Genomic DNA, 25,261 nt, shown 5'->3' with positions numbered 1-25,261 from the left:
AAGGTGACATCCGCCAATAGGGAGGAAATATCATGATAACCAAAACCGCCTTGATCGCTGCCTTGACGACAGTCCTCGCAAGTGAAGTTGCCTACGCGGATGGAGAACTCAACATTTATACGTATGGTGGCTACACAAGCGCAGAAATGATCAAAAAATTCGAGAGTGAATACAACGTAAAGGTTACAATCTCGGAGTACGATACAAACGATACCGCCTTGGCAAAATTAAAGGCTGGTGGACATGGGTTCGATCTTTTTGTTGGAGCATCTACATACACCCCGATTTTCATTAGGGAGGGGTTACTTTTTAGGTCAAATCCAAATGAAATGGCAAACTTTCGAAACGTGAATAAGCAATGGGTGGATGTGCCTTTTGATCCGGGTCGGGCATATACAGCACCATGGCTCATAAATGTCGTCGGAGTCAGTGTGAACACGTCAGTATATCAAGGCGATATAAATACAGCGGCGATTATATTTGATCCGCCAAACGAACTTAAGGGGAAAATCAACGTACAGCCCGAAATGCTGGATATAATGGGGCTCGCGATCCATTATCTGGGCGGGAAAGAGCTTTGCACCGATGACAAAGTCCTTCTGATGAAGGTGAGGGATAAGCTTCTCGAGGCGAAGAAGCATTGGATCTCTATGGACTATATGACACGTGAACCCATGATCAAAGGCGATTACGCTGCATCGGCTGATTGGAATGGAGTTGCTCTACAGGAGCGCTTGCAGAACAAAGATATCGCGTTTGGTTACCCGCAAACAGGCTTCCCGTATTGGATGGATAACATTGGCGTTGTAGCCGGCGCCCCAAACTTGGAAAACGCGAAGCTTTTCATCAATTTCATTATGGATCCGCAGAACATCGCTCTTGAGTCGGATTTCACCAACTTTGCAAATGGAATTGACGGCTCGGATCAATTCATGAAGAGCGGAATTGCTTCAGCGCCGGAGTTTCTAATTCCGGACAATTTGAAAGGCGCGGGATACTGGGCTACGACCTGCCCACCCGCGATCCAAAAGCTGTATGGCGCGATTTGGTCAGAGGTTAGAATGTAGACATCGAGTCTTCGCAGCACGCCGGTACAGCAACCCGGCGTGCAATTTGCTCGCCAAATGCATACAATCAACAGCGCCCGGTTTCTCTCTTCCTCTCTTCCTGCGGGTTCGACTATATTTCAATGTATCGCTTGGCTAATTGATTAGGTCTCTTAGGCATTTGGGTGGCCTTCACTGCCAAATGAATCTTAACTGAACTTTATCCCGGAGTCATTCGCTGGGGTTTGTCTTTGTCAGAGAGCGTATTTCCGCTCGTACTCTTAAATTCTTCCGAAACGGAGCGGACAAGTCCTGCGTTGTTCGCCAATACATCATCTGGAAGTAGGGATGTCATCAACGATGCGGTTTCCTGCCATTAGCAACCGCCCCGCTGGGCGCTAGGCGCTCGTTGCGCATGATTTGAAACGCGGTCGTCAAAAGCCTGTGCGCAATAACGCCACGCGCATTAATCGTCCTTCGAAGACCGGCGGACGGCCATCAGTCGCTATCCACAGCGTCGGACCGGTTTTGCGTCTGTTAATCTTGGAACAGGTTCACCCGGTACCTTCGTAAATACGTCGGGGCGCTGCGGCTTTTGCCAGGATTGAGCGAACTAATGAGTCTCGTCTTAACTCGACGATAATTATTCCATGTTATAAAAAGAGCGTGGACGCCGGAAGCGAATACGACAGGTCGTGCACCTGGAAACGGACGCGCCTTGTTCCATGCAACGGCCTTGTATTGATCCGTGACTATCGATGTCACAAGTAGATGCGCAATTTTATTCCTTCGGTGCACGCAACGGCTGTCCTCCGCACGATTGGCAAACAAGACGTGCTGGTCGACCGGTGTGCGGAGAATGCTAGACTTGGTTTGACTGAAACTCTCGCTCATTAGATTGGGGTGGTTACAAAAATGCGCACGAAACGGTCTCTTGCTTTGAAGCTAATCGCTGTTACTGCTGCCGCGATAGCCCTAGTCTTAGTATTATCAAATGCTATCCTTGTTTTGGTTACGAAGAGCCGGATAGAGCATCTGACCGTCCAGCAGGCTAAACTCGAAGCTGCAAAATTGGCAAATGACATTTCAGCGGAAATGACAGCGTTATCGGCTCCGACATCCACGATGGCAGCTTTGATCGGCCAAGGCAGAGAAAAAGACTATCTTGATCGTGCTGCGGTGATCGACATGCTACGTGCTACAGCGCAAGCCACTATCGTTTTCAGCAGCTGGTTCATGGAAGAGCCCAACGCTTTTGACGGAAAGGCGGCAGAGTTCAAGGGAAACACGACGCTTGGATCAGCAAGTAATGGGGCGTTTTCGCCTACGTGGACAAAGCCCGGCGGGACTCTATCGATGGCACCAGTCGCCCTCGATTATAGCGCTGAATACTACCACGTAGCTTCCAAGTCCCGGCAGGGCCACCTAACGGAGCCCTACGTTTGGGTCGACGCGCAAGGATCTTTCCTCTTATCCACGATCTCGTATCCAGTCGTCAGTGCAGATCGCCTTATTGGTGTGACTGGTATGGACGTAGACCTAACGGCGCTATCCGCCAAGCTTGGCGCACAAAGGCCATTCGGGTCAGGGCGAGTATATGTTATTTCCCAGGCAAAACGGTGGATCGTAGCGCCCAGTGCGGACCAAACAACAAAGAATTATGATGGACTAGGCCAAAAGGAACTGTCCGAGGCGATCACCGAGCAGAAAACTGGAATTGTAGAAGACGTTGAGGTCGATGGGGTCAATTACACCCGCGTCCTACTTCCTTTCGAAGTGCCGCATTTGAATGTCCGGTGGGTTGTCTGCGTCGACGTTCCGACTTCGGTAATTGCCTCTGCGGTGAACGAACAAATTACCTTAATGGTCTCGGCAGGCTTTTTTGTAGTATTTATAATAGCGCTCGTCTTATTTGTTACGACAAGAATAATGCTTGCCCGTCCAATTGGGCGTTTGGTCAAAGTTGTGGAAGCGTTGGCCGTTGGGAACTATAGTGAATCAACCAAAGATACACGTCGATCGGATGAGATGGGAGCGGTCACAACCGCGTTGGAAAAGCTACGCCATGCCCTCATCCAAGGAGAGCGTGCGGAAACAGAGGCGACTAATGTGAGAGAGGCAAACGCGCGTGAGCGCGCTACCGCCGAGGCCGCTCGCGCGGACGCGCTTGAAGAACAGCGCCTCGTAGTGCGTGTGGTCGGGGAAGCGTTGAAGGACCTTGCGCAGGGTAACCTTACCTGCCGAATTCGGGAAGAGTTCCGAGGTGAATATGCCGAGCTCAGGGTCAACTTCAACTCGGCTTTGTCCAGCTTAGAAGAGACAATCCGCGTGGTTGGCAGGGGCGTAAGTCATATCAACGCAGGGATAGAGGAGATTAGCTCAAGTGCGACCGACTTGGCGCGACGGACTGAAATGCAAGCGGCAGGCTTAGAAGAATCCGCCGCCGCGATGGCAGAACTTACGGAACAGGTCCAAGCAAGCGCGACGAGAGCTTCCGCTGCTGCGTCAAGCGTCAGCGCTGCCACCAAGGATGCAGTTACGACTGGCGATATTGTCGAGTGCGCGGTCCAGTCGATGGAGAGCATTAGCCAATCGTCGCTGGAGATTACCCGTATCACAGGCGTCATTGATGAGATCGCATTCCAAACAAATCTCCTTGCCCTGAATGCTGGCGTAGAGGCGGCACGTGCGGGTGAGGCTGGGAAAGGCTTTGCCGTCGTCGCTCAGGAAGTACGTGAACTAGCCCAACGGTCAGCTGCAGCAGCGAAGGACATCAAAGTGCTGATTAATTCGTCTGCGATGCAGGTACAAGAGGGGGGCGGACTTGTCGGAGAAGCCGGCCGCGCTTTGAGCAGGATCACAGCGCAGATCACAGCAATAAATGAGAATGTAAGGCAAATCTCTGTGGTAGCGGACGAGCAATCCGTTGGCCTGAAAAGTATCAGTAGCTCGATAAACCAGATGGATCAGGTTACACAGCAAAATGCAGCCATGGTTGAGGAAACGACTGCGGCAAGTGTATCGCTTCGAGATGAAGCGCGCCTCTTGAGTGAAGCGGTAAATCGTTTCAATTTCTCTGAAAATCGCGGCAAGGAAGAACAAATCCCGCAGCGTCGTGTGGCTTGAGTTCTCGCCGGTTCGCATGGTTTCAGATACAAGTCCGGTCGCGCTCCGGTGCAAGTTTAGAGCTGGCTCGGGAAATCTGCACAGCGGGGATAAGTGGAGTTTCTGCCTGACTTCGGCTTAGATGCCGGGAACAGGAGAGACCATGACGAGACGACCGCGCCGGAACCATAGCCCGGCTTTCAAGGCGAAGGTGGCACTTGCCGCCATCCGAGGTGAGCAGACGCTGGTGGAGTTGTCCCAGCAGTTCGATGTGCACGCCAACCAGATCAAGCAATGGAAAGACCAGCTCCTTGAGGGGGCGACAGGTGTGTTCGGCGATGAAACGAAAGCGGAGCCGTCGGGTCCGACCATCGATGTCAAAACGCTGCACGCGAAAATCGGCGAACTGACACTGGAGAACGATTTTTTATCCGGTGCGCTCGGCAAGGCGGGATTGCTGGGCGGAAAGAAATGATCGACCGCGAGCACAAGCTATCCGTCGTGCGCCAGGCGAAGCTTCTCGGCTTCAGCCGTGGCAGCGTCTACTATCTGCCTCGTCCGGTGTCTGACGGCGATCTGGCCCTTATGCGCCGGATTGACGAATTGCATCTCGACTACCCCTTTGCCGGAAGTCGGATGTTGCAAGGGCTCTTGAGAGGAGAAGGTCTGGAGACCGGGCGGCGACACGTCGCCACGCTGATGAAGAAGATGGGCATCGAGGCGATCTACCGCCGCCCGAACACCTCGAAACCAGCGCCAGGGCACAAAATTTATCCCTACCTCCTACGAAAGCTGGCAGTCACCCGGCCCAATCAGGTGTGGGCAATGGACCTGACCTACATCCCCATGGCGCGGGGATTTGTCTATCTGTGCGCCGTCGTGGACTGGTTCAGCCGGAAGGTCTTGTCATGGCGGTTGTCGATCACGATGGAAGCAGCCTTCTGCATCGAGGCCGTGGAGGAGGCACTTGCCCGTCATGGCAGGCCGGAAATCTTCAATACCGACCAGGGATCGCAGTTCACCTCCATCGACTTCACCGCCGTGCTGAAGAGGTCACAGATCGCCATCTCGATGGATGGCAAGGGTGCGTGGCGAGACAATGTCTTCGTCGAGCGGCTCTGGCGTTCGATCAAATACGAGGAAGTCTACCTCCATGCCTACAAGACTGTGTCCGAGGCACGCGCTGGCATCGCCCGATATCTGAACTTCTACAACACCAGACGCCCACATTCATCCCTTGACCGGCGGACGCCGGATCAGGCCTACTTCAACGCGCTGACACCAATGATGGTGGCGGCATAATCGAGGCGGAAATCCACTTAGCGAAACGCCCGAAGCTGTTCAGACAAACCGAGCCACCTCGTTTTTCACGGGGCGAGGGTCACCAGCTTGACATCTGGAATTGCCCCTTGAAACTGAAGTGCCTCAATTAGACCGGACAGTCGGCATAAGCAGTAAGCACAGGCTTGAGGACATGTGTGGACGCCTCCGGGTGCGCAAGAAGAATCTTTGTGTGATGGCGTAGAAGTTTGGTGCGGACATGTGTTCGGCTTCTTTTGCGGCGAAACACTGCCGCCAGCCAGTATGGATTACGCGAGCTCGGTCCACTTCAGGCTTACGTGCTGCCAGCACTTATCCTCAATCTGGTTCTCCGAGCCCCGTTCAAACTTCGGCCATGCGATCCTCAGACCTTCATTGCTGCGCGGGTATTCACTAGGCTGGCTGCATGTAGGACCCTCCGTGCTTCAGTATTGCCCAGGCGACGCGAGCCATCTTGTTCGCCAGCGCCACGATCGCTAGCATCGGTGGCTTTCTGTGCAGAATGCTTGCCAGCCAAGCGCTTGGATTGATCTTCCCACGCCTCACCCAGGAGACGACGGCACTGGCGCCCATGATCAGCAGACGTCTGAGCGTCCGTTCGCCCATTTTGGATATTCGTCCGAACCGCTGCTTTCCTCCGGTGGATCGCTCAAGCGGGGTCAAGCCAACCCATGCCGCGAAGTCACGTCCCTTGCGGAAGGTCGCGGGATCGGGAGCAAGGGCAGCGATTGCCGCCGCTGTCACGGGGCCGATCCCCGGCACAGAAGTCAACCGACGCGCATCAAGGTCGTCACGCGCCCGCTTTTGGATTTCCTTGTCGAACTCTCCTAGCTGAGCTTCACACGATGAGAGATGCTGCCACAACGAACGCAGGATGCCTTGAGCTGCGGGCGGCAGATCATCATCACTCTCGATGACCTCCTGCATCTTTGCAGAAGCGGCTGCACCCTGCGGGAAGATGTAACCAAATTCCGCCAGATGGCTTCGTATCGCATTGAGAAGCTGGGTCTTCTGGCGCACCACCAGATCTCGTGCGCGAAAGACAATACTCGCGGCCTGCGACACCTCACTCTTCACACGAACGAAGCGGACGGCTGACCGTGTCACCGGAGTGAAGCCTCATGCGATTACCGGCGGCCAGGCGCTCTCGCCACGCAAACCACACCCGAAGCCGATGGTAGCTTGGAATTATATTATAAATTGATGCTCAAGCGGCGCGGCACCGGCTACATAATCGCAGCCTCCGGCGCCACAAATTTGCCCGCGGTCACCACATCGGCAACTCCTCCACCTTCCCGATCATGAAGCTGCACATATACGTCGAGGCTGGACCCGCGACGACGGCTTTGAGCCGCGCCGTCTGTTCTCCGATCTTCGCTCGAGCATCCAGAGGATCCGCTCGAAACTGCGACTCCGAACCGGGCCGCCGCCAGGCCGCCGCCTGACGGGCCGATGCCCCGTCATCTTCAGCTTTAAAAACACGTAGCCGCGAATCCTCGCCCAGCGCTCTGGCCATCATCACCACCGTCAAAGCGGACGCTGTCCAGAACGTCTGAAGCAAGTGATGTCAAAATCATCCATCGACCCATCGCCGTGCTCTAGTTCGTCAGCTCGCTGAGGAGAGGCAATTGCTTCGCTTGCCAAACCTACGACCGGAACGCTGCGAGCCAGATCCGGCCGTGATCCATGATAGAAGGCACCAAATAGATGTGTGCGGGATTCCTACGAGACCGAGAGAGATGATTTAAAAGAGACCTAACGACCGGTACCGCAAAATTCAATGCCGGCCTTTCGTCCATCTTTAGTGGCCTGAGCGATTTGGCCCGGCCCAAGACAGTCCCCTATGCGTTCGACCGACGCAATCTCTCCTGCTTCTTTCTTTGCAACTAACTCATGATAAAGAATATCATCGGATACTTGGCCGGTTACCAGAACGACGGCGTCCACTTTTCTACTGGATTCCACACCAGTAAGAATACGACTCGTCGTAATGTTGCCCGACGAGATACTAGTTACGGAGGTTCCGACAACGATTTCAATACCCATCTCGTTCATTGAGTTGATTACGTGGACAAGTTCCAGCGTGTTGATCGTCCACGGTGCCGGATCGCTCGCAGTCGTGATGTAAGTTACTTTACAGCCCGCCCGGGCAAGGCGCTCAGCCACTACCGTTGCCATGTAGAAGTAGTCTTCATCATAAACGACAACCTCACCGCTTGGTAAGTTGCCATCCAAGATTTCTTCCGGGCTGTACACGTGGGGGAGATCGGCGCCGGGTATCGGTTCATCGTGATTGCGACCGATCCCGTCCTTGCGCCATTTTGCTCCGGTCGCCACGATCACATGATCAGCTTCGAAGCCGATCACGTCGTTAGCAGTCAGGGCACTGTTGAGATACATGTTTGCATTGGGCATCGTCTGCAATTGCCCAACACGGTAATCCACCACGCGCCCCCAGGCACTCAAGCGAGGCATTTTACGCTCTCGCACCAGACGGCCCCCCCACTCCGATCCTCCATCTGCGATAGAAACCTGGTAACCGCGTTTCGCAAGTGTGTGGGCCGCTTCGAGACCCGCGGGACCACCACCCACAACAAGAATCGTCTTGGATGGGTCATCGGCAGGAGGCACATTTTCTGGATGCCAGCCTAAAGTATGCTCTTCTCCTGCTGACGGGTTCTGAGTACAGCGAATACGGACGTATGTCATAACCTCTGCTGTGCAAGCATTACATCCTATGCACTCACGGATATCATCATGGCGTCCTTCGTCTATCTTGTTTGGCAAGAAGGGGTCGGCTATTGAAGGTCGGGCGGCCCCGATTAAATCCAGAACGCCCCGCTTAATCTGGCTGACCATAGCGTCAGGAGACGTAAATCGCCCAACACCTACAACAGGTTTGTTCGTTACGCTCTTAACAAAATCGATAAACGGCTCTTGCTGCCCTTCTTCAAAGAAGCGACTGCTTCCGCTATCCCACGGCCAATCACTAACATTGACATCCCACAGGTCAGGAACGTCCGATAGTGCTTCAACAACGCGCCGCCCGTCTTCAAGTGCGGTAATATTTGATGCCCGTCGCCTGTCTTCTACCGCAAATCGGACCGCAACCGCGCAAGTGTCGCCAACCGCATCCTTCACGTCAGAAAGAGTTTCGCGAAGCAGTCGAACGCGATTTTCGAAGACCCCACCGTATTCGTCGGTTCTCTTGTTTGTTTTTACATCAAGGAAGTCCTGCAGAAGGGACAAATTGTGAGCGCAGTAGACATACACAATGTCAAATCCGGCCGATTTAGCGCGCACTGCCGCATCGCGATACCAGCGTCTGAAGTTGGCAATATCCTGCTTGTCGATTGTACGGGCTGTGATCGGGTTGTAATAGTAGTGGGGGAATTTGGCGGTAGGAGATAATGGATGCTCGCGATGGGAGGCGGCCGGTCCCGACGCACCTGCATGTGCGAGTTCCACGCCGGCCAACGCACCATGTTCTTTTATGGCTGCGGCAACGCGTGCTAGTTGGGGGACATGACTGTCGCTGTAAAAACAGGGGTCCGGGAGCGGTGCATGGTCAGAGGTTTGATGAATCATCGTTTCCTCCAAGCATACGACGCCCCATCCTCCTTCGGCCCGAGCTTTTCGATACGCGATCATTCCGTCGATGGAGGACATACCCATACTTAGAGCATGAGGTACAACGTAGAATCGGTTCTTGGTTCTGACGGGACCAATTTGAACGGGCTCGAACAGGATGTCATAACGTGGATCTCGCATGAGAGACGCTCCAATCGGTGTCGGGTATGCTGTACAACGCTAATGATGGTGCGCTGACAATTTAAGATGGCGAAGAAGTTAATGCTTACAAACCGCCGGTGTTCAGATCGTGCGGGTTGAGATCTCGCGCGCTTTGCAAAACGCATTTTTAACTGCAATTTTTCCCTCGCGGAAGCGAAGAATATCGAGACCGTCGATGGCAGAGGTGTTTCCATCGGATGTTATTACTAGGGTCCATGTAACGGTCGCAGTCGAAGTATGCTCGTCAATGGACGTGGATGTGATGTCGTATTTTGTGGAGGCGTTCAAAAATTGATCACTCGGCGCAAGCGCTTGTCCAATTGCTGCGCGTCCACTGTGCTGAACACCGAAAGGGTCCACGTATACACTAGCGTCGGTGAAGAAATCGAGCGTCTTCGAGAAATCGCGTGTGTTGAACGTATCCATAAAGGACTCAACCTGTGCGATAAGATTTTCCATTTACAATCCTCCAATAGATTCCTGCAATCCGAAAGGTTCGAGTGCTATCACCGAAAGAATGACCAGATGGTCAGTCCACCTCGGGGCGCAGTATTAACTGCGCAAAGAAGACAAGTCGGGGCTCAGCTCACATGACCGGCGAGCCAATCTATGATCTCCCGAGCTATATCGTCGGAGTTATACTCAGACATTAACATGTGACCATTCCCGAAGATGCCTTTCTCTTCAAGACGAATGTGGTCGACATGGTTTCCCCGGCCCCGGATGTAGTCTGCTGCTTGTGCATTTGCTTCACGCATCCAACTTGCTTCACCTGTTACAACCGCGATCGGCCGCATGAATGGATCATGCTCCCCGGAAAGGGGTGCCGCGTTGAGGCCGTGCGAAAATTGGCCTAGGGGGTGTTTGAAGCCAGGACAGCCTAGTGGCTCCACCGCAACGATAGCCTTCACTGATGGGCCACCAATTGCCGCCAATGCCCATCCGCACGGCGCACCAGCGGAGTGGCTGAGCAAAACTGTGTCCCCAACCATGCTGAATAGGCCCTGCGCGATAGCTTCCACGTGTTCTTGGCTTGCGGCGAGACTTGTTGCCATTGGCCCTTGACTCGCCATGAAGCGATCAACAGGGGTCTCACCGCCGGGCCATTGCGTGTGTTTTTCAGCCCCCGGCCAAAGTTGGCTTTTCGCTGCTTCAAAAAAACGTGGACCGAGTTGCTCATAACTAGGTGGTTCCGTCGCACTGCCAAGTACGCGCCTATCCCAGCGGCTTCGCCCATGTCCTGGCCGGTCAAGCAAGTATACGGGATATCCCGCGCGCAGAAAGGCGTGCGCCCAGCCGGGCCGCCCATCCGGAGTGCGCAGAAACTCCGAACTTTGTCCACCACCGCCATGTACGAATGTAATCGATACGCTTTTTGGTTCGACGGGCACGAACCATTCGACATAGGCAGTTGGACCGGGATAAGTCTCGCCCGCGTGCAGGTTGCGGGACGTTGTGAGAAATCTCCCCCGAAGTCTGCGAGGGCCAATGGTGTTAGATTGCTCAATATACTGTCCGCATCTGTTCGTGGAACTTCATCACGACGCGCATCTTGTCTCTGTCCGCAGCGATCGCACGCGCCTCCTCGATCCACTGCTCTTTCTGCTGGCCAGGTAGCATATGATACATGTTACGTAGGTTTGAAGATGCGCGCGGCGAGACAATTTCAAGAAACTTGAAACGACGGTCTCTATCGTAGGTTTCCAATATGTCTTCGCTACGGTTATCGTGAACAACTTGGGTCAGGGCCTCGACGAGCGCGAATGTGTCAAACATACCCCCTGTCAGCCCTAGCCCCCCTGTGGGATTGGTGATGTGCGCTGCATCACCGACTAGCATAATGCGCCCTACCCGCATTCGATCAGCGCAGCGTTGATGCATTCGGTAGGGCGAAAATGCCTCCACCTCGAACGGAACGCCGCCGGTAAGCAAACTCGGCAACACCTTTGCAATTCTCTGAGGGAGTTCCTCGACTGGAAGCGCTGGGTCTTCCATAAATGTCACGCGCCAGAAGTCGCTCGTGTCGATTTTACAGATGACCGAACCGTAGACATGATCGATCTGCATCGTCGTCTTCGAATAGCCACGCCGATCCAGATCTACGCGTGTATTAGTTGCGACATAACGTTCTGGCCACGTGATACCGAAGAAGTTAAGCTTCAAAACCTCTCGCCGAACAAAACTGGTGGCGCCGTCGGCCCCGATCAACCAGTCGGCGTCAATGGTCTCGTTAACTCCATCCTTTACAATCGTCGCCCGAATACCACTACTGTTCTGTTCGCATGCAGCCAGAGTGGTCGAATAGTGGATCTCTACGTTCGGCAACCTCTGCAGATGCGAGAGAATGATAAGTGAAAGCTTATCTTGACCCAGATGAAGGGCGTAGGGGAATTCGATCTCGCCTTCAAGACACCCGATATCCCAACGAATCATCTCGCCGGTTTCGTGGATGCGCCAGGCGTGGTCCTGCCGAAGGAAGCCAGCCTTCACGCAATCATCGAGCACACCTAGATCTCGGAGATGTGGCAGAACAGATGAATGGTAAACAAGCGCACGAGGACTATCGTTGGGCCTCGCCTCTGCTTCCAAGACAGTCACACGCATACCGGAACGTGCTAAGCCTAACGTGGTAAGAAGCCCGGTTGGGCCGCCACCGACGACAACGACATGTGCGCTCATATTAACTCTCGCTCCCTTTGAAAATGGTGGTCGCTGACCCAACGGGCATTGAAGGTCACCACATTTACGTCGACGCTGCCGCGCCGGCCAAACATGGCACGCCAGTTGCCGCTGCCCTCCGATCGAACGATACTCGCCCGCAGTGAATTCACAAATTGAATAATTAGAAACCGCGCTGATGTCAAGACGACTGGGTTGCGCTCAACGGTCTGCCATTGAGCATCCACGTAAACCTGCGACCAGTACATAACGGTAGATTTGGGGAGCCGAGTCGACACGCGAAGCTGCCTTTCCGAGGCAAATTAATTATTCAATATTGTAATTTATTGAGGCCGGCGCTATCGTGTCTTTCGCCGACCAAGTCGGCGTCAAGAGTCGCAACACCCTCTGATCTGTTCGAAGGGGGCTGCACTTAATGGGTTTTGACGGAACGCGGGGAGGAATTCATGAGCGTGGACGTTGGGTCATCTGATGCAGGCATACAAGTGCAAACCGTCGGTCGTTCGCCTGGGCTGGGTAATGTACTCCGACGGAAGTCATTAGTCGCGACTGGCCTGGGCAATACACTCGAGTGGTACGACTGGACGATCTATGCGGTTTTCGCGCCTTACATAGCTAAGGCAATGTTTGACACCCAAGATCCTGTCTCAGCTTTGTTGAGCACCTTGGCGATTTTTGCGGTCGGCTTCATCTCTCGTCCGCTTGGAGGTATTGTCTTCGGAGCCCTAGCGGATCGCCTGGGGCGCAGATCCGTGCTGTTGACAAGCATGGTACTAATGGGTTTCGGTAGTCTTTTGATTGCCGTGTCCCCAACGTATGCCGCTATCGGCGGATTCGCGTCTCTCATCGTATTGGCTGCTAGGTTGTTGCAAGGTTTTGCTCATGGGGGTGAGGCGACCGCTTCCTACGCATATCTTGCGGAAATCGCTCCAAAGGAGCGGCGGGGCCTGTGGACGAGCAGCATGTTCTTTAGTGTCGGCATCGGCAGCATAGTCGCTACGCTGCTTGGTGTGGTCTTGACCCGGGTAATTGATGCCGTAGACATGGACTCGTGGGGCTGGCGTATTCCGTTTCTCCTCGGTGCTCTGCTTTCCGTGCTCGTGTTGTTTCTGCGAAAGAGCATGATGGAAAGCGACGTACTGACGGATTTCGTAGGTTCAAAAGGGGAGGGTTCCCCTAATCCGGTCGAGACCTCCGATTGGCCGAGAAGCAAAATTATATCACGTGCTGTCGGGATTTTCTTCTACCAAGCCGGCGTCGGCCTGCCATATTATCTCTGGACCGCGTACGCTGCGGTGTTCGCGATAACGCAGCGTGGCATGGATCCAAGCGGCGCCTTCACAGCGAGTTTGTTTGCACAAATTCCCTATATCATCGCCGTTCCTGTATGGGGATACGTTTCCGATCGAATCGGCAGGAAGCCCGTCACCATATTCTATTTTCTGTCAGTAGCAGTGCTAACATTTCCGCTAATTAGCTTCATATCCAGTGAGCCTTGGACGCTATTTGTCGCACAGGGCGTCATGCTCTCGGTTACTGGTTGTATTGGTGGTACGCTACCCGCAATCATCGCTGAACGTGTTCCAACACGGTACCGGTCGCGCATTATGGGTATTTCTCTCCCTCTTTCACTTGCTCTGTTTGGCGGCACAGCACCATACTTGAGCAGTTGGTTTTCTAGCCAACAACTCTCTTGGGTCTTTAACCTGTATGTCGTTATCGTTGTTCTAATAGCGGCGGGCGTGGTGGCAACTTGGAAAGAAACTAGGGGCATTGACCTGCGCGACGTCAATTAATGCGTTGATTTTTGAAGGTGAATGGCGGTGGAGCTGTCATTCACCCATCGTGCTCCATTTACATACCGGATAACGGCGAGTTTCGCGGTATTGCTGCACTTAGCCGAAAGCCGAAGTGTTGGCGAAGGGTTGCTGCTGGCGAGCAAACAGGACTCAAAGATGTTGTCGGACGTTTCGGCGGCTTTAGCGGAAAGCAATGGGGTTGAATGGCAAACGCAAGATAAGGGAATCTAGTCAATGAGGCTCTTCAGAATTTTGAACCTAGGAAAGTAAGAAAGGCTTCGAAACATGCAAATAAACTCCGGCATTAAGATCATTGTCCCAGTGAAGCGCGTTGTTGATTACAATGTAAAGATCCGCGTGAAGTCGGATGGTTCGGGCGTCGACCTGAACGGCGTGAAGATGTCGATGAACCCGTTTGACGAGATTTCGGTCGAGGAAGCGCTGCGCCTGAAGGAAGCCGGCAAGGCCGAGGAAGTTGTGGTCGTCTCCGTCGGTCCGGCCAAGGCGGAAGAAACCTTGCGCACGGCGCTCGCCATGGGCGCGGATCGCGCCGTCCTGGTCGAGACTGATGATGCCGTCGAGCCGCTCGCCGTCGCCAAGATCCTCAAGGGGGTCGCGGAAGCCGAACAGCCTGGCCTGATCATCGTCGGAAAGCAGGCGATCGACGACGATTCGAACCAGACCGGTCAGATGCTGTCGGCGCTGCTCGGCTGGCCACAGGCGACGTTTGCCTCGAAGGTTGAGATCGGCAACGGTTCGGCCGAGGTGACGCGCGAAGTCGACGGTGGTCTGCAGACCATTGCGGTCAAGCTTCCGGCCGTCGTCACGACGGACCTGCGCCTCAACGAGCCGCGTTATGCTTCGCTGCCGAACATCATGAAGGCGAAGAAGAAGCCGCTCGACAAGAAGTCGCCGGCCGATTTCGGCGTCGATACCGCCCCGCGCTTGAAGGTGCTGAAGACCGAGGAGCCGTCGGGCCGCAAGGCAGGCGTCAAGGTTAAGTCGGTCGCCGAGCTGGTCGAAAAGCTCAAGACCGAAGCCGGCGTGCTCTAAGGCGTTCATGCCCCGAAAAGTGGGAACCGGTTTTCGGACAAGGGCATGAACCGAAGGAATCAAGGGAGAACACAACCATGGCCATTCTTCTTCTGGCAGATCACGACACCGCAACCCTTTCCGACCAGACCGCCAAGGCGCTGACGGCAGCATCGAAGATCGGTTCCGACGTGCATGTGCTCGTCGCCGGCTCTGGTGCCAAGGCTGCGGCCGATGCGGCTGCAAAGCTCTCGGGCGTGACGAAGGTCCTGCTCGCCGACGATGCAAGCCTCGGCAACAACCTCGCCGAACCGCTGGCAGCGCTCATCGTGTCGCTTGCCGGCTCCTATGACGCCATCGTCTCGGCTGCGACCTCCGTCGGCAAGAACGTGCTGCCGCGCGTTGCCGCCCTGCTCGACGTCGCGCAGATCTCGGAAATCATTGAGGTCGTCTCTGCTGACACGTTTAAGCGTCCGATCTATGCCGGTAATGCCATCCAGACGGTAAAGTCGTCCGATGCGAAGAAGGTAATCACGGTTCGCACCGCCTCTTTCGCCGCAGCCGGTGAGGGCGGCAGCGCTTCGGTCGAGACCATCTCGGTCGCCGCGAACCCGGGTCTCTCGACTCATGTCAAGGATGCGCTGTCCTCGTCGGATCGTCCGGAACTGACGTCTGCCAAGATCATCATCTCGGGCGGCCGTGCACTCGGCTCGTCGGAGAAGTTCCAAGAGGTGATCCTTCCGATCGCCGACAAGCTGGGTGCTGCCGTCGGTGCAAGCCGCGCTGCTGTCGATGCGGGCTATGCGCCGAACGACTGGCAGATCGGCCAGACCGGCAAGGTTGTTGCCCCCGACCTCTACATCGCCTGCGGCATTTCTGGCGCCATCCAGCATCTGGCCGGCATGAAGGATTCGAAGGTGATCGTCGCGATCAACAAGGACGAGGAAGCGCCGATCTTCCAGGTCGCCGATTACGGTCTCGTTGGCGATCTGTTCGATGTCCTGCCCGAACTGCAGAAGGCGCTTTGACTGATTTAACATCGCCTCCCAAGCGACGGATGGCGTGGCTTTCAGGCTGCGTCATCCTTTTGATTTCTTTTGCTCCAGAAGATCTTTGGATGAAAAATCTACGTCCTGACAGCATCGTGCAGTCGATCCACCGCATCGTGGCCGCGATCACCGGCTACCTCGCCAAATCGCGAGGTTACATCTCGGACAGGTCGCAGTTCGATGATCGCACCGATCGCAAGTGTCATGGGTGCGAAATCGCCCCTGATGTCTTCTTCGGACATGCATCCCTGCGACGGGAACGTCGGGCGGATTTGCCAGCTTCGGCCGGCCGGCGCCGATTGGATAGAGCTTGGTGCCACGGCAATAGACGTGGTGTTCAATCCCGCTCTGACACCCCAGACAGGGGCACGTTCTGCCTCGTCGGCGACGTCGCCTTCCGGCGAGTGCGCGAAGGTCTGGAGTGTCATCACGCCCGTCCCCGCGGCATCGGCCCCATGACCACCCTCCGCTGATGGCGAGTACGGCGATCATCCCTATCGCAAACTCGACGCAGGCCGCCAAAGTTCTGAGAGACTGACATGAGCGAAGAAATGGAACTCCCCGCACGCGAAAGCATGGAATTCGACGTTGTGATCGTTGGTGCGGGACCTGCGGGGCTTTCAGCGGCGATCCGGCTGAAGCAGGTCAATCCGGAGCTCTCGGTCGTCGTGCTCGAAAAGGGCGCCGAAGTCGGCGCGCATATCCTGTCGGGCGCCGTCGTCGATCCCATCGGCATCGACCGGCTGCTGCCGGACTGGCGCAAGGACGCCGACCGTCCGTTCAAGACCGAAGTGAAGGACGACCACTTCCTGTTCTTGGGCCCGGCCGGCTCGATCCGCCTGCCGAACTTTTTGATGCCGCCGCTGATGAACAATCACGGCAATTACATCGTCTCTCTCGGCAACGTCTGTCGCTGGCTGGCGACAAAGGCGGAAGAACTCGGCGTCGAAATCTATCCGGGCTTTGCCGCAACCGAAGTGCTCTACAACGACGAGGGTGCCGTCATCGGCGTTGCCACCGGCGACATGGGTATCGAGAGGAACGGCGAGCCGGGACCGAACTTCGCCCGCGGCATGGCGCTGCTCGGCAAATACACGCTGATCGGCGAGGGCGTGCGCGGCTCGCTCGCCAAGCAGCTGATTTCGAAGTTCGATCTGTCGAAAGACCGCGACGTCCAGAAGTTCGGCATCGGCCTGAAAGAGCTCTGGCAGGTTAAGCCCGAGAACCACCGTCCGGGCCTGGTGCAGCACTCGTTCGGCTGGCCGCTCGGCATGAAGACCGGTGGTGGTTCGTTCCTGTACCATCTGGAAGACAACCTCGTCGCGGTCGGCTTCGTCGTGCACCTGAACTATAAGAACCCATACCTCTTCCCGTTCGAGGAGTTCCAGCGGTTCAAGACCCATCCGGCCATCCGCGGCACCTTTGAAGGCGGCAAGCGGCTGTCCTATGGCGCTCGCGCCATCACCGAGGGTGGCTACCAGTCGGTGCCGAAGCTGTCGTTCCCAGGCGGTGCGCTGATCGGCTGTTCGGCCGGTCTCGTCAACGTGCCGCGCATCAAGGGCAGCCACAATGCGGTGCTGTCTGGCATGCTGGCGGCTGACAAACTGGCAGAAGCGATCGCGTCGGGCAGGGCCAATGACGAGCCGGTCGAGATCGAGAACGAATGGCGCCAGACCGATATCGGCAAGGACCTGAAGCGGGTCAGGAACGTCAAGCCGCTGTGGTCGAAATTCGGCACGGCGATCGGCGTGGCACTCGGCGGTCTCGACATGTGGACCAACCAGTTGTTCGGTCTGTCGCTGTTCGGCACGCTGAAGCACGGCAAGAGCGATGCGCAGAGCCTCGAGCCGGCAGCAAAGCACACGAAGATCGATTACCCGAAACCCGATGGCGTGTTGACCTTCGATCGTCTGTCCTCGGTGTTCCTGTCGAACACCAACCACGAGGAGGATCAGCCGGTGCATCTGCAGGTCAAGGACATGAGCCTGCAGAAGCGCTCCGAGCACGACATCTATGCCGGCCCGTCGACGCGCTACTGTCCGGCTGGCGTCTACGAGTGGGTGGAGAAGAACGGCAAGCCGGTCGTCGTCATCAACGCGCAGAACTGCGTGCACTGCAAGACCTGCGACATCAAGGACCCGAACCAGAACATCAACTGGGTGCCGCCGCAGGGCGGCGAAGGCCCGGTCTATCCGAACATGTGAATTTTGCACAGCATCGGCTTATAAAATAGATGATGTCTTCTCCGGCAACCGTTTCGTATGTTGCCTTTAGGCAGTGCACCTCATTCTGGTGCCTCGAAAATGGAGCCCACCAGTTGCCGGCGAGCCTTTCTCCGCAGCGCGCTCCAAGCCAGCCCCTTGCCCAGATAGTCAAAAGGGGTCGGCGGCCATTTCCGCGGCGTCCGGTTGACGATCCAGAAATCGGTGAGGTCGCTGCTGACGTCGTTGAGCATGTGCGAGACGGTCTGGCCGTGCAGATGGTTGATCGCCAGCCCATGGCCCCAGCACCCGCCAACATAGATCACGCGCCGGTCGCCGAGCGTCGTCAGGTGCGGCACCAGGTCCATCGTCCCGGACATGTGCCCGCCCCAAGTCTGGGCGATGCGAATATCGCTCAACTGCGGGAAAATCCGCTTGAGATGCTGCAGTGAAACTTCTCCGCCCTCCGCGCTGGCCGTCGGCTCCATTTCGCCGAACATCGAGTGCCCGCCGTAATAGATCCAGTAGAACTGGATACGACCGTCGGCGGTGGGCGCCATGTAGTGGAACAGGTCGAGCGTACTTTCGATCGCATTGCCGCGCTGCCAACCGATCGCCTGCCATTGTGCGGGCGTCAGGCGCTCCGTCACCGCGCCTCGTGCGAAGACCGGGGATTGAAACCGGCGTAACTCGCGTCCGACAGGGCCTTCAAGCATGTGGGTGAAAGCGTTGGTCGCGATCACCACCGTGCTTGCAAGAATCTCCCCGCGCGGAGTGACGATCCGGACGCCCGATGCCAGGCGCTCGATGTGAATGGCGGGGCTGTTTTCGTAGACACGCGCGCCGGCGGCTTCCGCGAGGCGTTTCAGTTCGCGCACCTGCTTGCAGGGGTTAAGCAGGCCAAGATTGGGATCGAACAATGCCGCCTTGAAATTCGGATTGCCGGCAAATTCCGCCTGCAAGCTAGGCCCGTCCATCCACTGCAGCCCCTGCATGCCGAACTCGGAATACATCGCCTGCAGGGCGCGGGCGTCGTCTACCCAGCGTTCGTCGAAGGCCACCCGCATCAGACCCGGATGCCGGTAGTCACACTGGAGCCCGTTGCTCTCGATGATCTCGCGTGTATAGACCATCGCGCGCAGACAGTAATCGAACGCCGCCTTCGAGCGCTCGAGGCCGTATTTTCGGCGGATAGTGAACTGATCCATACCGAACTGCGGCATGATCCAGCCAGCGGCGCGGCCGCTGGCCCCGAAACCAACGATCTCGCCTTCGATCAGCACGATGCGGCCGGTACCGTCCTTCGCCGCATGCCAGGCAGTGGACATACCGGCGATTCCACCGCCAATGATGGCGACATCGCAATCGATCCGCCCATCCACGGCATGGTTCGGGGCATACATGCCGTAGTCATGCAGCCAGAAGGATTTTCCCGAATGGGGCGCTGATCCGTGAGCCTGCATGATCACAGTGCCTCGTGTCAGTTTGACTGGGGGAGATAGGCGACGGCCGTCGTCTCGACGCGGATCGCCGGGCTGGTAAAGCCGACTACTTCCATGCCCGCGACCGAGGGCCCCTCCTCGCCGTAGAAGGCCTGGCGATGCGGGAACAGCGTCTCGTTGAACTCGTCCACACTGACATTGTAGTAGATGGTTTCGCTGACCACATCGCGCGGCGCGCCGCCGGACTTTGGCAGGGTGCTGCCGAGGATCTCGTAGATCCGCTTCATCTGCGCGGCCGGGTCGTCGGCATGGATTTCGTTGCCTCGTCATCTGTGGACGTCAGGCCACCGATGAAAAGATAATCGCCGGCACGAACGGCCATTGACATACAATAGTGCTTCTCCATCTCAGGAAGCATGTGGAAAAATAGCGGTTTCTTTGGCATGCCAGTTCCTGGTCGAAAATTAAGATATGATCAAGGCAGAGTGGCTTCACTCGATGCGGCGTTAGCCAGTGAGACCGGGCGGCGCCTTAAAGCGACGTGAGGACGTTGGGTTTGAGGCAGAGCGCATTTCAGTTTCCACCTTGTCCGCAGTTAGCAGGCCGGACTCGATTGCGCCGTCCATAAAGCCTACCCAATTTCGCCCGAGATAGTCGCCGGCGAAATGGACATGGCCGTCCGGCGTCTTGAAGGCCTTTGCGATCCGCACGTTCTGTGTCGGCCGCGCCATGTGCCAGGTGCCAAGTGAGAACTCGTCGTTTGCCCAGTCGTGCCCGGTGGTCGAAACTGCCTTCAATTCGGGGTGAAGGCTGGCAAGCACCGCGTTGACTTCGTCGAGGTTCTTCGGGTCGAAAGCCGCGCCATCCGTGCCGAAGCCGACGTAGATGCGGGTTTCGCCCTCTACACGGATGGGGTTGAGGAGGCTAAGTGGTGTGCCGGGCGGAGCGATGACGGCATGGCCGGTGGCTTCGCCTTCCGTGCGGAACAGTACTTTCATGCCCTTTGCGGCATGTTCCTCGTGCGAAAGGACTAGTTTGTCCTGCGCAAGCGCCGGCGTGAACCGGATGTTTTTCAGACAGTTCATCGGGACGGCGCAGACTAGTTTCTTCGCCGTGAAGCGACGGCCGTCACGGGTCGTCGCTGTGACGCCGCGCTCGTCCTGCACCACGTCGGCGACGGGGGAGTTGAGGCGGATGTCGAGATTGGCGCGTTCCGCCATATAGGTGATGAGGGATGTAACGCCACTGTCGACCTTGTAGCGGGCGAGGCAATCGATCATCAGCCCAATATCCCAGCCGGAAATGGACCACCAGCGCAGCTGGGACAGGTATCCGGACTGGTCCAGCGGCGCGTTCGTCTGGGCACTCACCTCAGCGGCGAAGGCTGCTTTCTCGAGCGGCGATAGGCCCATCCGGTCGAGTACGTCCTGAACGCTCAGCGTGTCGAGTTCCTCAGCCTCTGCGATCGCTTCGAGACTGTAGGGCCTGTCCATGCGCGGACCATCCGGCGTATCGCCGGCGAATTTCTTCCAGGCACTTTGAAGGATCGCCCGGAACTCACGGAACTCGATGTCCTGCGGCTTGCCGTCTACCCAGATGGTGAGCGGCGGCAACCAGGGATCTTCATGCAGCTTCAGGCCGGAGCGAACGAATTCTGCCCAGACATAGGGCTGGAACCAGTGGATCCACGTACAGCCCAACTCAACCTTATGGCCGTCGAGGTCCGACGTCCAGGCGCGCCCGCCGATGCGATCTCGCGCCTCAAGCACGGCGACCTTGCGGCCGTTGTTCTTCAATTCGCGGGCCGCCGTGACGCCGGCGAAGCCGGCACCAAGCACGATGACGTCGAAATCGGTTTCTTGTTCCATGCAAATTCCCCCTCAATGACGGCATGCCGTGATCGGTGACGGGCTCGCCGATGCGGCAGTCGCGATCTTGTGAAGCCCGTAAGATCGCCTCCTCAAGCGCCCGAATTTATTATTCAAAGTTATATTACGACTGGGTATACGGCAAGCACCGTTCAATCTCTGCGCGCCATTCAGATGTCGCCGTTTCTAATAAAAGGTTAGCGCGGAAGGCGGGCGATGAGGCTGGGAAACTTGAGAAAATAACTTTTAAATCAATCTGTTGACGCAAATCGCTTTGAGGCCACCCAAAACTCTCTCTGGCCGGATGGAATAATGAAAGCATTTGGCGTTTTGGGGCTTACCTTGTCTTGATATTTCACGGTATGAATAATTAATGTGGTGAAACCTACTCGAAACAAGGGTCCAGCAAATGAAGCGCTTTCGTATTGGTCAGATCGTTCCGAGCTCCAACATCACGATGGAAACGAAAATACCGGCACTATTGCGGGCTCGCGAACTCGTGTCGCCAGAGCGGTTCACTTTTCACTCCTCCCGCATGCGGATGAAGCATGTAACCGCCGAGGAATTGAAGGCCACAGGGACAGCGACCATTGCCCCTCGAACTTTCGGACGCGCGCGTCGATGTTATGGGTTATGCCTGTCTGGTAGCAATCATGGCAATGGGGCATGGCTACCATCGCCAGTCACGGGAGCGCCTGCACAAGGCGACGGTCGACAACGGCAATCCCGCACCAGTGGTGACGTCGGCCGGTGCGCTGGTCGAGGGCATCCAGGCGATGGGCGCGAAGAAAATCGCGCTCGTCGCGCCTTACATGAAGCCGCTCACTGAGCTCGTCGTGGACTACATCCGCAACGAAGGCATCGAGGTCAGCGTATGGCGCGCGCTCGAAATTTCCGACAACCTCGCGGTGGCCGCACACGATCCGATGAAGCTGCCCGGCATTGTCCGTTCGATGGACACGAGCGATGTCAATGCCATCGTGCTGTCCGCCTGCGTTCAGATGCCCTCGCTGGCGGCTGAGCGCGCCATGGATCGTCAATGCGCCGATGAACTGCCGCATCTTCGAAACATGGGTCGACACCCAGCTTGCCCCGACGTTGTCAAAAGGCGATGTCGTCATCCTCGACAATGTCGGTTCCATAAAAGCGAGCGTGCCGAACAGTTGGTCAAGGCGAAAGGGGCGTGGCTTCTCTTCCTGCCGCCTTATTCGCCGGACCTGAACCCCATCGAAATGGCATTCTCAAAACTCAAAGCGCTTCTGCGAAAGCGAGCCGCTCGCAGCTTCGATACGATTACGCAGGCGCTCGGCGACATCATGGGCCTCTTCTCAGTCGCAGAATTCCTCCGTGAGAAGGCCGAAGGTTACATCGAACTGCGCCACTCGCTCGGCTACTCTTTTCAGCAAACACGCCGGCACGTTGCGGGCTTTCGCCCGCTGCGTTGAACGCGCTCAGTTCGATCCGCCCGCCACCCGGATGATGGCGAGGTCGCCCCACAGCAATCTTGGCTCTCTACTCAAAAGGGGATGCTGCAGCGCCAATGCGATGCAAGCTATGCGTGTTTTTCATGATATTTTCAAGCAGCCCCATCAGCAAAGCGGACACCACAAACGCCAGATGTATACCGGTCAATACCACGAGCTGGGAGCTCTCGTATTGGCCCGCGTTCAGAAAAATTTGAAGCAGATGTATCGACGAGATAGCAACGATGGATGAAGCGACCTTAATCTTCAAGCTCCCGGAATCAAGCTTACCCATGAACGAGACCTCGCGGTCGTAGTGTTTCTCCGCTTCATCAAATCGACTTACGAAGTTCTCGTAGCCAGAAATCATCACCATAACGATCAGCCCGCCGACCAATGCGCCATCAATCAGCCATAGTATAGACAGGATCATGTCTTCTGCGCTGGCATCCAAAACAGAACCCGCTAGCTTGATGAATTTCAATCCGAATGAAACGCTATAGAGCGCCAGCGCTGCAGCTAATCCAAAGTAAAAAATAACGAGTATACGGCGTCTATACAGGATGACGCGCTCGATGAGCATTTGCAATGACTTCATAACTATACATATCAACTCGGTTTCTGGAGAGGATTCATCGTCGATTTTATATTTGCTTCAGGAGGTTAAAGGTTCGGCGCCCGTTCTCTGATTGCAAAGGGAGGCGGGAGTGTCGGTGATTCGGACACTCCCTAGAGCATTTCCCGTTCATGTTGGATCGTATCCGCATGACGTGAAGAAGTTCCGAGCCTCCTGAGGCTCGATAAGGTCGAGCAGTTTCCCGATCCTGTCCCAAAGGCCGGTAACGGTTCGCTCTGCCGCTTTGCGCAGGAGCGCTTTGAGCTTTGAGAATGCCTTCTCTATGGGATTGAAGTCTGGACTGTAGGGCGGCAGGAAGAGCATGCGCGCACCGGCGGCTTCGATCATTGCACGCGCCGCCGGTCGCTTATGGCTGGAGAGATTGTCGAGGATGACGACATCGCCAGGCTTCAGGGTCGGAACGAGAACCTGAGTGACATAGGCCTCAAACCATTCTCCGTTGATCGGCCCGTCGATGACGAGCGGCGCAACCATTCCTGTGCTGCGCAAGCCAGCCACCAGCGTCGTGGTCTTGCGGTGGCCGTGCGGGAAGCCCATTCGCAGGCGCTCTCCCTTCCTGCAGCGTCCGTGCGTGCGCGCCATGTTCGTCGCGGTCCAGGTTTCGTCGATGAAGACGAGCTTGGCAGGATCAAGGTCCAGTTGATCATCGAACCACTGCTGGCGCTGTTCCAGGACGTCGGGACGGCTTTGCTCTACCGCGTGGCCAGTCTTTTTTTGCGAGACTGGCCGTGCCGGACAAGAAACCGATGCAAAGCCGATTTGCTGATCGTCACGCCCTGGGCAGAAAGCGCATCGCGCAGTTCGAACAAGGTTCCATCACGGTGCTCTGCAAGCCATGCCATGATCGCCTCGCCATGGGCCTCTGTCTTGCGAGAATTTCGATCTCCACCAAGAGGACCGGGCCGCACGTCGCCCTGGCGAAGTTGCAGATTTCGCCAGCGGCTGACGCTTGCGGCACTCACGCCGAACCGTTCAGCAGCTTCACGGTGGGTAGCACCAGCGGAAACCGCAGCAAGCACGCGAACACGCAGATCGACAGAAAGGGCTTTTGACATATCCGCCGACCTCCATCGGCAGATAGTTTGAATCAGAACACGGCTGATTTGCAAAGCCCCTACAGATTCAATCAGTCAGGGAACCGCTCTAAAAGCTCAGCTAGGCTCTCTTTCAGGCATGGCAGAAGAATGATGCGACGAAATCAGCCATTTGCCGTTCTTGAATTCGTAGGTGAAGGTATAACGCGCAGGGACCTCGGTGCCGTCCTTCAACGTAAAGGTGTAGATGCCCGTGTCGATGGCATCGTTGCAGCCGAGTTTGATCGTCCGGCTGTCGATTTCCCCCTTGGGATGCTTTTGCAGGAATTCAGCGAAGTATTCGGCGCGTTCCTTCTGGGTCAGGCGTGGTTTGTTCGAAAGCGTAGGCAGAAGAAGGGCATCAGCTGCATAATTTTCTACGACCTTTTCGGGATCAAGCGTCGATAGAGAGGCGTTCCATCGATCAAACAGATGCTCGACCTGTGTTTTAGTGATCGGCGTGCATTCGGTGGCAAGGGCCGGCGTCGCCAGCAGAGCCGCGAAGGAAGCGGCGAGTAAGTGCCTTTTCATCTCAGTCTCCATCAACGTTTGTTTTCTATCCGCAATGCGGAGGCGCGACGTAGTTATCCCAGCCTATGCAGTCCAGATCTGCAGTCCAGATCGTTCCGAATGATTTGTGGTCGCCGGGCGCGAACAGTGCGCGATATGGATAAGTTGAGCGCAATTGGGAGCTCTTCGGCGGCGGAAGTCGGCTCGGCGGAGCGATATCCGGTTGCTTAGTCTTACTGAGTCAC

The 25,261-nt window shown here is 56.2% G+C and carries 20 protein-coding genes and 2 pseudogenes; 9 read left to right on the top strand and 13 right to left on the bottom strand.

Features of this window, described 5'->3' with window-relative positions; genetic code table 11:
• Nucleotides 1-32: 32 nt before the first annotated feature.
• The 3 genes from shn_RS30235 (at nt 33) to shn_RS30220 (ending at nt 5,453) form a co-directional block, all read left to right on the top strand.
• Nucleotides 33-1,067: an extracellular solute-binding protein gene (locus tag shn_RS30235; protein ID WP_024899825.1), complete on the top strand. Its 1,035-nt coding sequence runs from the start codon at nt 33-35 to the stop codon at nt 1,065-1,067.
• A gap of 894 nt (nt 1,068-1,961) precedes the next feature.
• Nucleotides 1,962-4,172, top strand: a complete 2,211-nt coding sequence (locus shn_RS30230) for a methyl-accepting chemotaxis protein (protein ID WP_064334251.1) — start codon at nt 1,962-1,964, stop codon at nt 4,170-4,172.
• Between the two features lie 142 nt (nt 4,173-4,314).
• A protein-coding gene (locus tag shn_RS30220) for an IS3 family transposase (RefSeq protein WP_168168997.1) occupies nt 4,315-5,453 on the top strand; the annotation gives its coding sequence in 2 pieces (ribosomal slippage) (nt 4,315-4,573 and nt 4,573-5,453; 1,140 coding nt in all).
• A gap of 411 nt (nt 5,454-5,864) precedes the next feature.
• On the opposite strand, the gene shn_RS30215 is transcribed toward shn_RS30220, so the two are convergent.
• The 6 genes from shn_RS30215 to shn_RS30195 form a co-directional block, all read right to left on the bottom strand.
• Nucleotides 5,865-6,578 (bottom strand): IS110 family transposase, encoded by a 714-nt coding sequence (locus shn_RS30215; protein ID WP_145926107.1) that lies wholly within the window; start codon nt 6,576-6,578, stop codon nt 5,865-5,867.
• Between the two features lie 160 nt (nt 6,579-6,738).
• A complete protein-coding gene (locus tag shn_RS30210) occupies nt 6,739-7,032 on the bottom strand; it encodes a hypothetical protein (protein ID WP_064334248.1) in 294 nt (97 codons plus the stop codon).
• 194 nt (nt 7,033-7,226) lie between these two features.
• A complete protein-coding gene (gene ndpC, locus shn_RS30205) occupies nt 7,227-9,242 on the bottom strand; it encodes a 6-hydroxypseudooxynicotine oxidase (RefSeq protein ID WP_024899819.1) in 2,016 nt (671 codons plus the stop codon).
• A 102-nt stretch (nt 9,243-9,344) separates the two neighbouring features.
• Complete coding sequence (locus shn_RS30200; protein WP_064334247.1) at nt 9,345-9,722, bottom strand: nuclear transport factor 2 family protein; 378 nt, start codon at nt 9,720-9,722, stop codon at nt 9,345-9,347.
• A gap of 122 nt (nt 9,723-9,844) precedes the next feature.
• Nucleotides 9,845-10,654 (bottom strand): alpha/beta fold hydrolase, encoded by an 810-nt coding sequence (locus shn_RS37665; protein WP_371328634.1) that lies wholly within the window; start codon nt 10,652-10,654, stop codon nt 9,845-9,847.
• A 112-nt stretch (nt 10,655-10,766) separates the two neighbouring features.
• Complete coding sequence (locus shn_RS30195) at nt 10,767-11,942, bottom strand: NAD(P)/FAD-dependent oxidoreductase (RefSeq protein ID WP_024899816.1); 1,176 nt, start codon at nt 11,940-11,942, stop codon at nt 10,767-10,769.
• A 446-nt stretch (nt 11,943-12,388) separates the two neighbouring features.
• On the opposite strand from shn_RS30195, the gene shn_RS30190 reads away from it, so the two are divergent.
• From shn_RS30190 to shn_RS30180, 3 genes are all read left to right on the top strand, one after another.
• The gene (locus tag shn_RS30190; protein ID WP_084438673.1) at nt 12,389-13,738 is read left to right on the top strand and encodes an MFS transporter; all 1,350 of its coding nucleotides are present in this window, start codon (nt 12,389-12,391) and stop codon (nt 13,736-13,738) included.
• A gap of 306 nt (nt 13,739-14,044) precedes the next feature.
• Nucleotides 14,045-14,794, top strand: coding sequence for an electron transfer flavoprotein subunit beta/FixA family protein (locus shn_RS30185; protein WP_024899813.1), 750 nt, complete (start codon nt 14,045-14,047; stop codon nt 14,792-14,794).
• 77 nt (nt 14,795-14,871) lie between these two features.
• Nucleotides 14,872-15,801, top strand: a complete 930-nt coding sequence (locus shn_RS30180; RefSeq protein ID WP_064334246.1) for an electron transfer flavoprotein subunit alpha/FixB family protein — start codon at nt 14,872-14,874, stop codon at nt 15,799-15,801.
• Between the two features lie 98 nt (nt 15,802-15,899).
• Here the strand turns inward: shn_RS30180 and shn_RS36065 are convergent, their stop codons facing one another.
• Nucleotides 15,900-16,250, bottom strand: coding sequence for a hypothetical protein (locus tag shn_RS36065; RefSeq protein WP_145926105.1), 351 nt, complete (start codon nt 16,248-16,250; stop codon nt 15,900-15,902).
• A 111-nt stretch (nt 16,251-16,361) separates the two neighbouring features.
• On the opposite strand from shn_RS36065, the gene shn_RS30175 reads away from it, so the two are divergent.
• Nucleotides 16,362-18,026 carry an electron transfer flavoprotein-ubiquinone oxidoreductase gene (locus shn_RS30175; protein WP_064334245.1) on the top strand — a complete coding sequence of 555 codons (1,665 nt, stop codon included), beginning with the start codon at nt 16,362-16,364 and terminating at the stop codon, nt 18,024-18,026.
• A gap of 80 nt (nt 18,027-18,106) precedes the next feature.
• Here the strand turns inward: shn_RS30175 and shn_RS30170 are convergent, their stop codons facing one another.
• From shn_RS30170 to shn_RS30160, 3 genes are all read right to left on the bottom strand, one after another.
• Nucleotides 18,107-19,486 carry an FAD-binding oxidoreductase gene (locus tag shn_RS30170; RefSeq protein WP_245337528.1) on the bottom strand — a complete coding sequence of 460 codons (1,380 nt, stop codon included), beginning with the start codon at nt 19,484-19,486 and terminating at the stop codon, nt 18,107-18,109.
• A gap of 17 nt (nt 19,487-19,503) precedes the next feature.
• Complete coding sequence (locus shn_RS36640; protein WP_064334243.1) at nt 19,504-19,752, bottom strand: hypothetical protein; 249 nt, start codon at nt 19,750-19,752, stop codon at nt 19,504-19,506.
• 219 nt (nt 19,753-19,971) lie between these two features.
• The gene (locus shn_RS30160) at nt 19,972-21,333 is read right to left on the bottom strand and encodes an NAD(P)/FAD-dependent oxidoreductase (RefSeq protein WP_064334242.1); all 1,362 of its coding nucleotides are present in this window, start codon (nt 21,331-21,333) and stop codon (nt 19,972-19,974) included.
• 457 nt (nt 21,334-21,790) lie between these two features.
• On the opposite strand from shn_RS30160, the pseudogene shn_RS30155 reads away from it, so the two are divergent.
• Together shn_RS30155 and shn_RS35335 are read left to right on the top strand one after the other, a co-directional pair.
• Nucleotides 21,791-22,373 (top strand): annotated as a pseudogene (locus tag shn_RS30155) (Asp/Glu racemase); the annotation flags it as partial.
• A pseudogene (locus tag shn_RS35335) lies at nt 22,351-22,700 on the top strand (transposase); the annotation flags it as partial. The pseudogenes shn_RS30155 and shn_RS35335, both read left to right, overlap by 23 nt.
• A 145-nt stretch (nt 22,701-22,845) precedes the next feature.
• Here shn_RS35335 and shn_RS30150 read toward each other — a convergent pair.
• The 3 genes from shn_RS30150 to shn_RS30135 form a co-directional block, all read right to left on the bottom strand.
• A complete protein-coding gene (locus tag shn_RS30150) occupies nt 22,846-23,394 on the bottom strand; it encodes a YqhA family protein (protein WP_084438671.1) in 549 nt (182 codons plus the stop codon).
• 147 nt (nt 23,395-23,541) lie between these two features.
• Nucleotides 23,542-24,488, bottom strand: a protein-coding gene (locus tag shn_RS35330; RefSeq protein ID WP_145926104.1) for an IS630 family transposase whose coding sequence is annotated in 2 segments (ribosomal slippage) — nt 23,542-24,149 and nt 24,149-24,488 — 948 coding nt in all. Because the reading frame shifts where the segments join, the coding sequence is not laid out codon by codon here.
• 96 nt (nt 24,489-24,584) lie between these two features.
• The gene (locus shn_RS30135) at nt 24,585-25,037 is read right to left on the bottom strand and encodes an SgcJ/EcaC family oxidoreductase (RefSeq protein ID WP_064334239.1); all 453 of its coding nucleotides are present in this window, start codon (nt 25,035-25,037) and stop codon (nt 24,585-24,587) included.
• Nucleotides 25,038-25,261 lie beyond the last annotated feature (224 nt).

Origin of the sequence: Shinella sp. HZN7, from assembly GCF_001652565.1 — a bacterium.
Lineage (GTDB): Bacteria > Pseudomonadota > Alphaproteobacteria > Rhizobiales > Rhizobiaceae > Shinella > Shinella granuli.
This window is presented reverse-complemented; position numbering and strand designations above follow the sequence as displayed.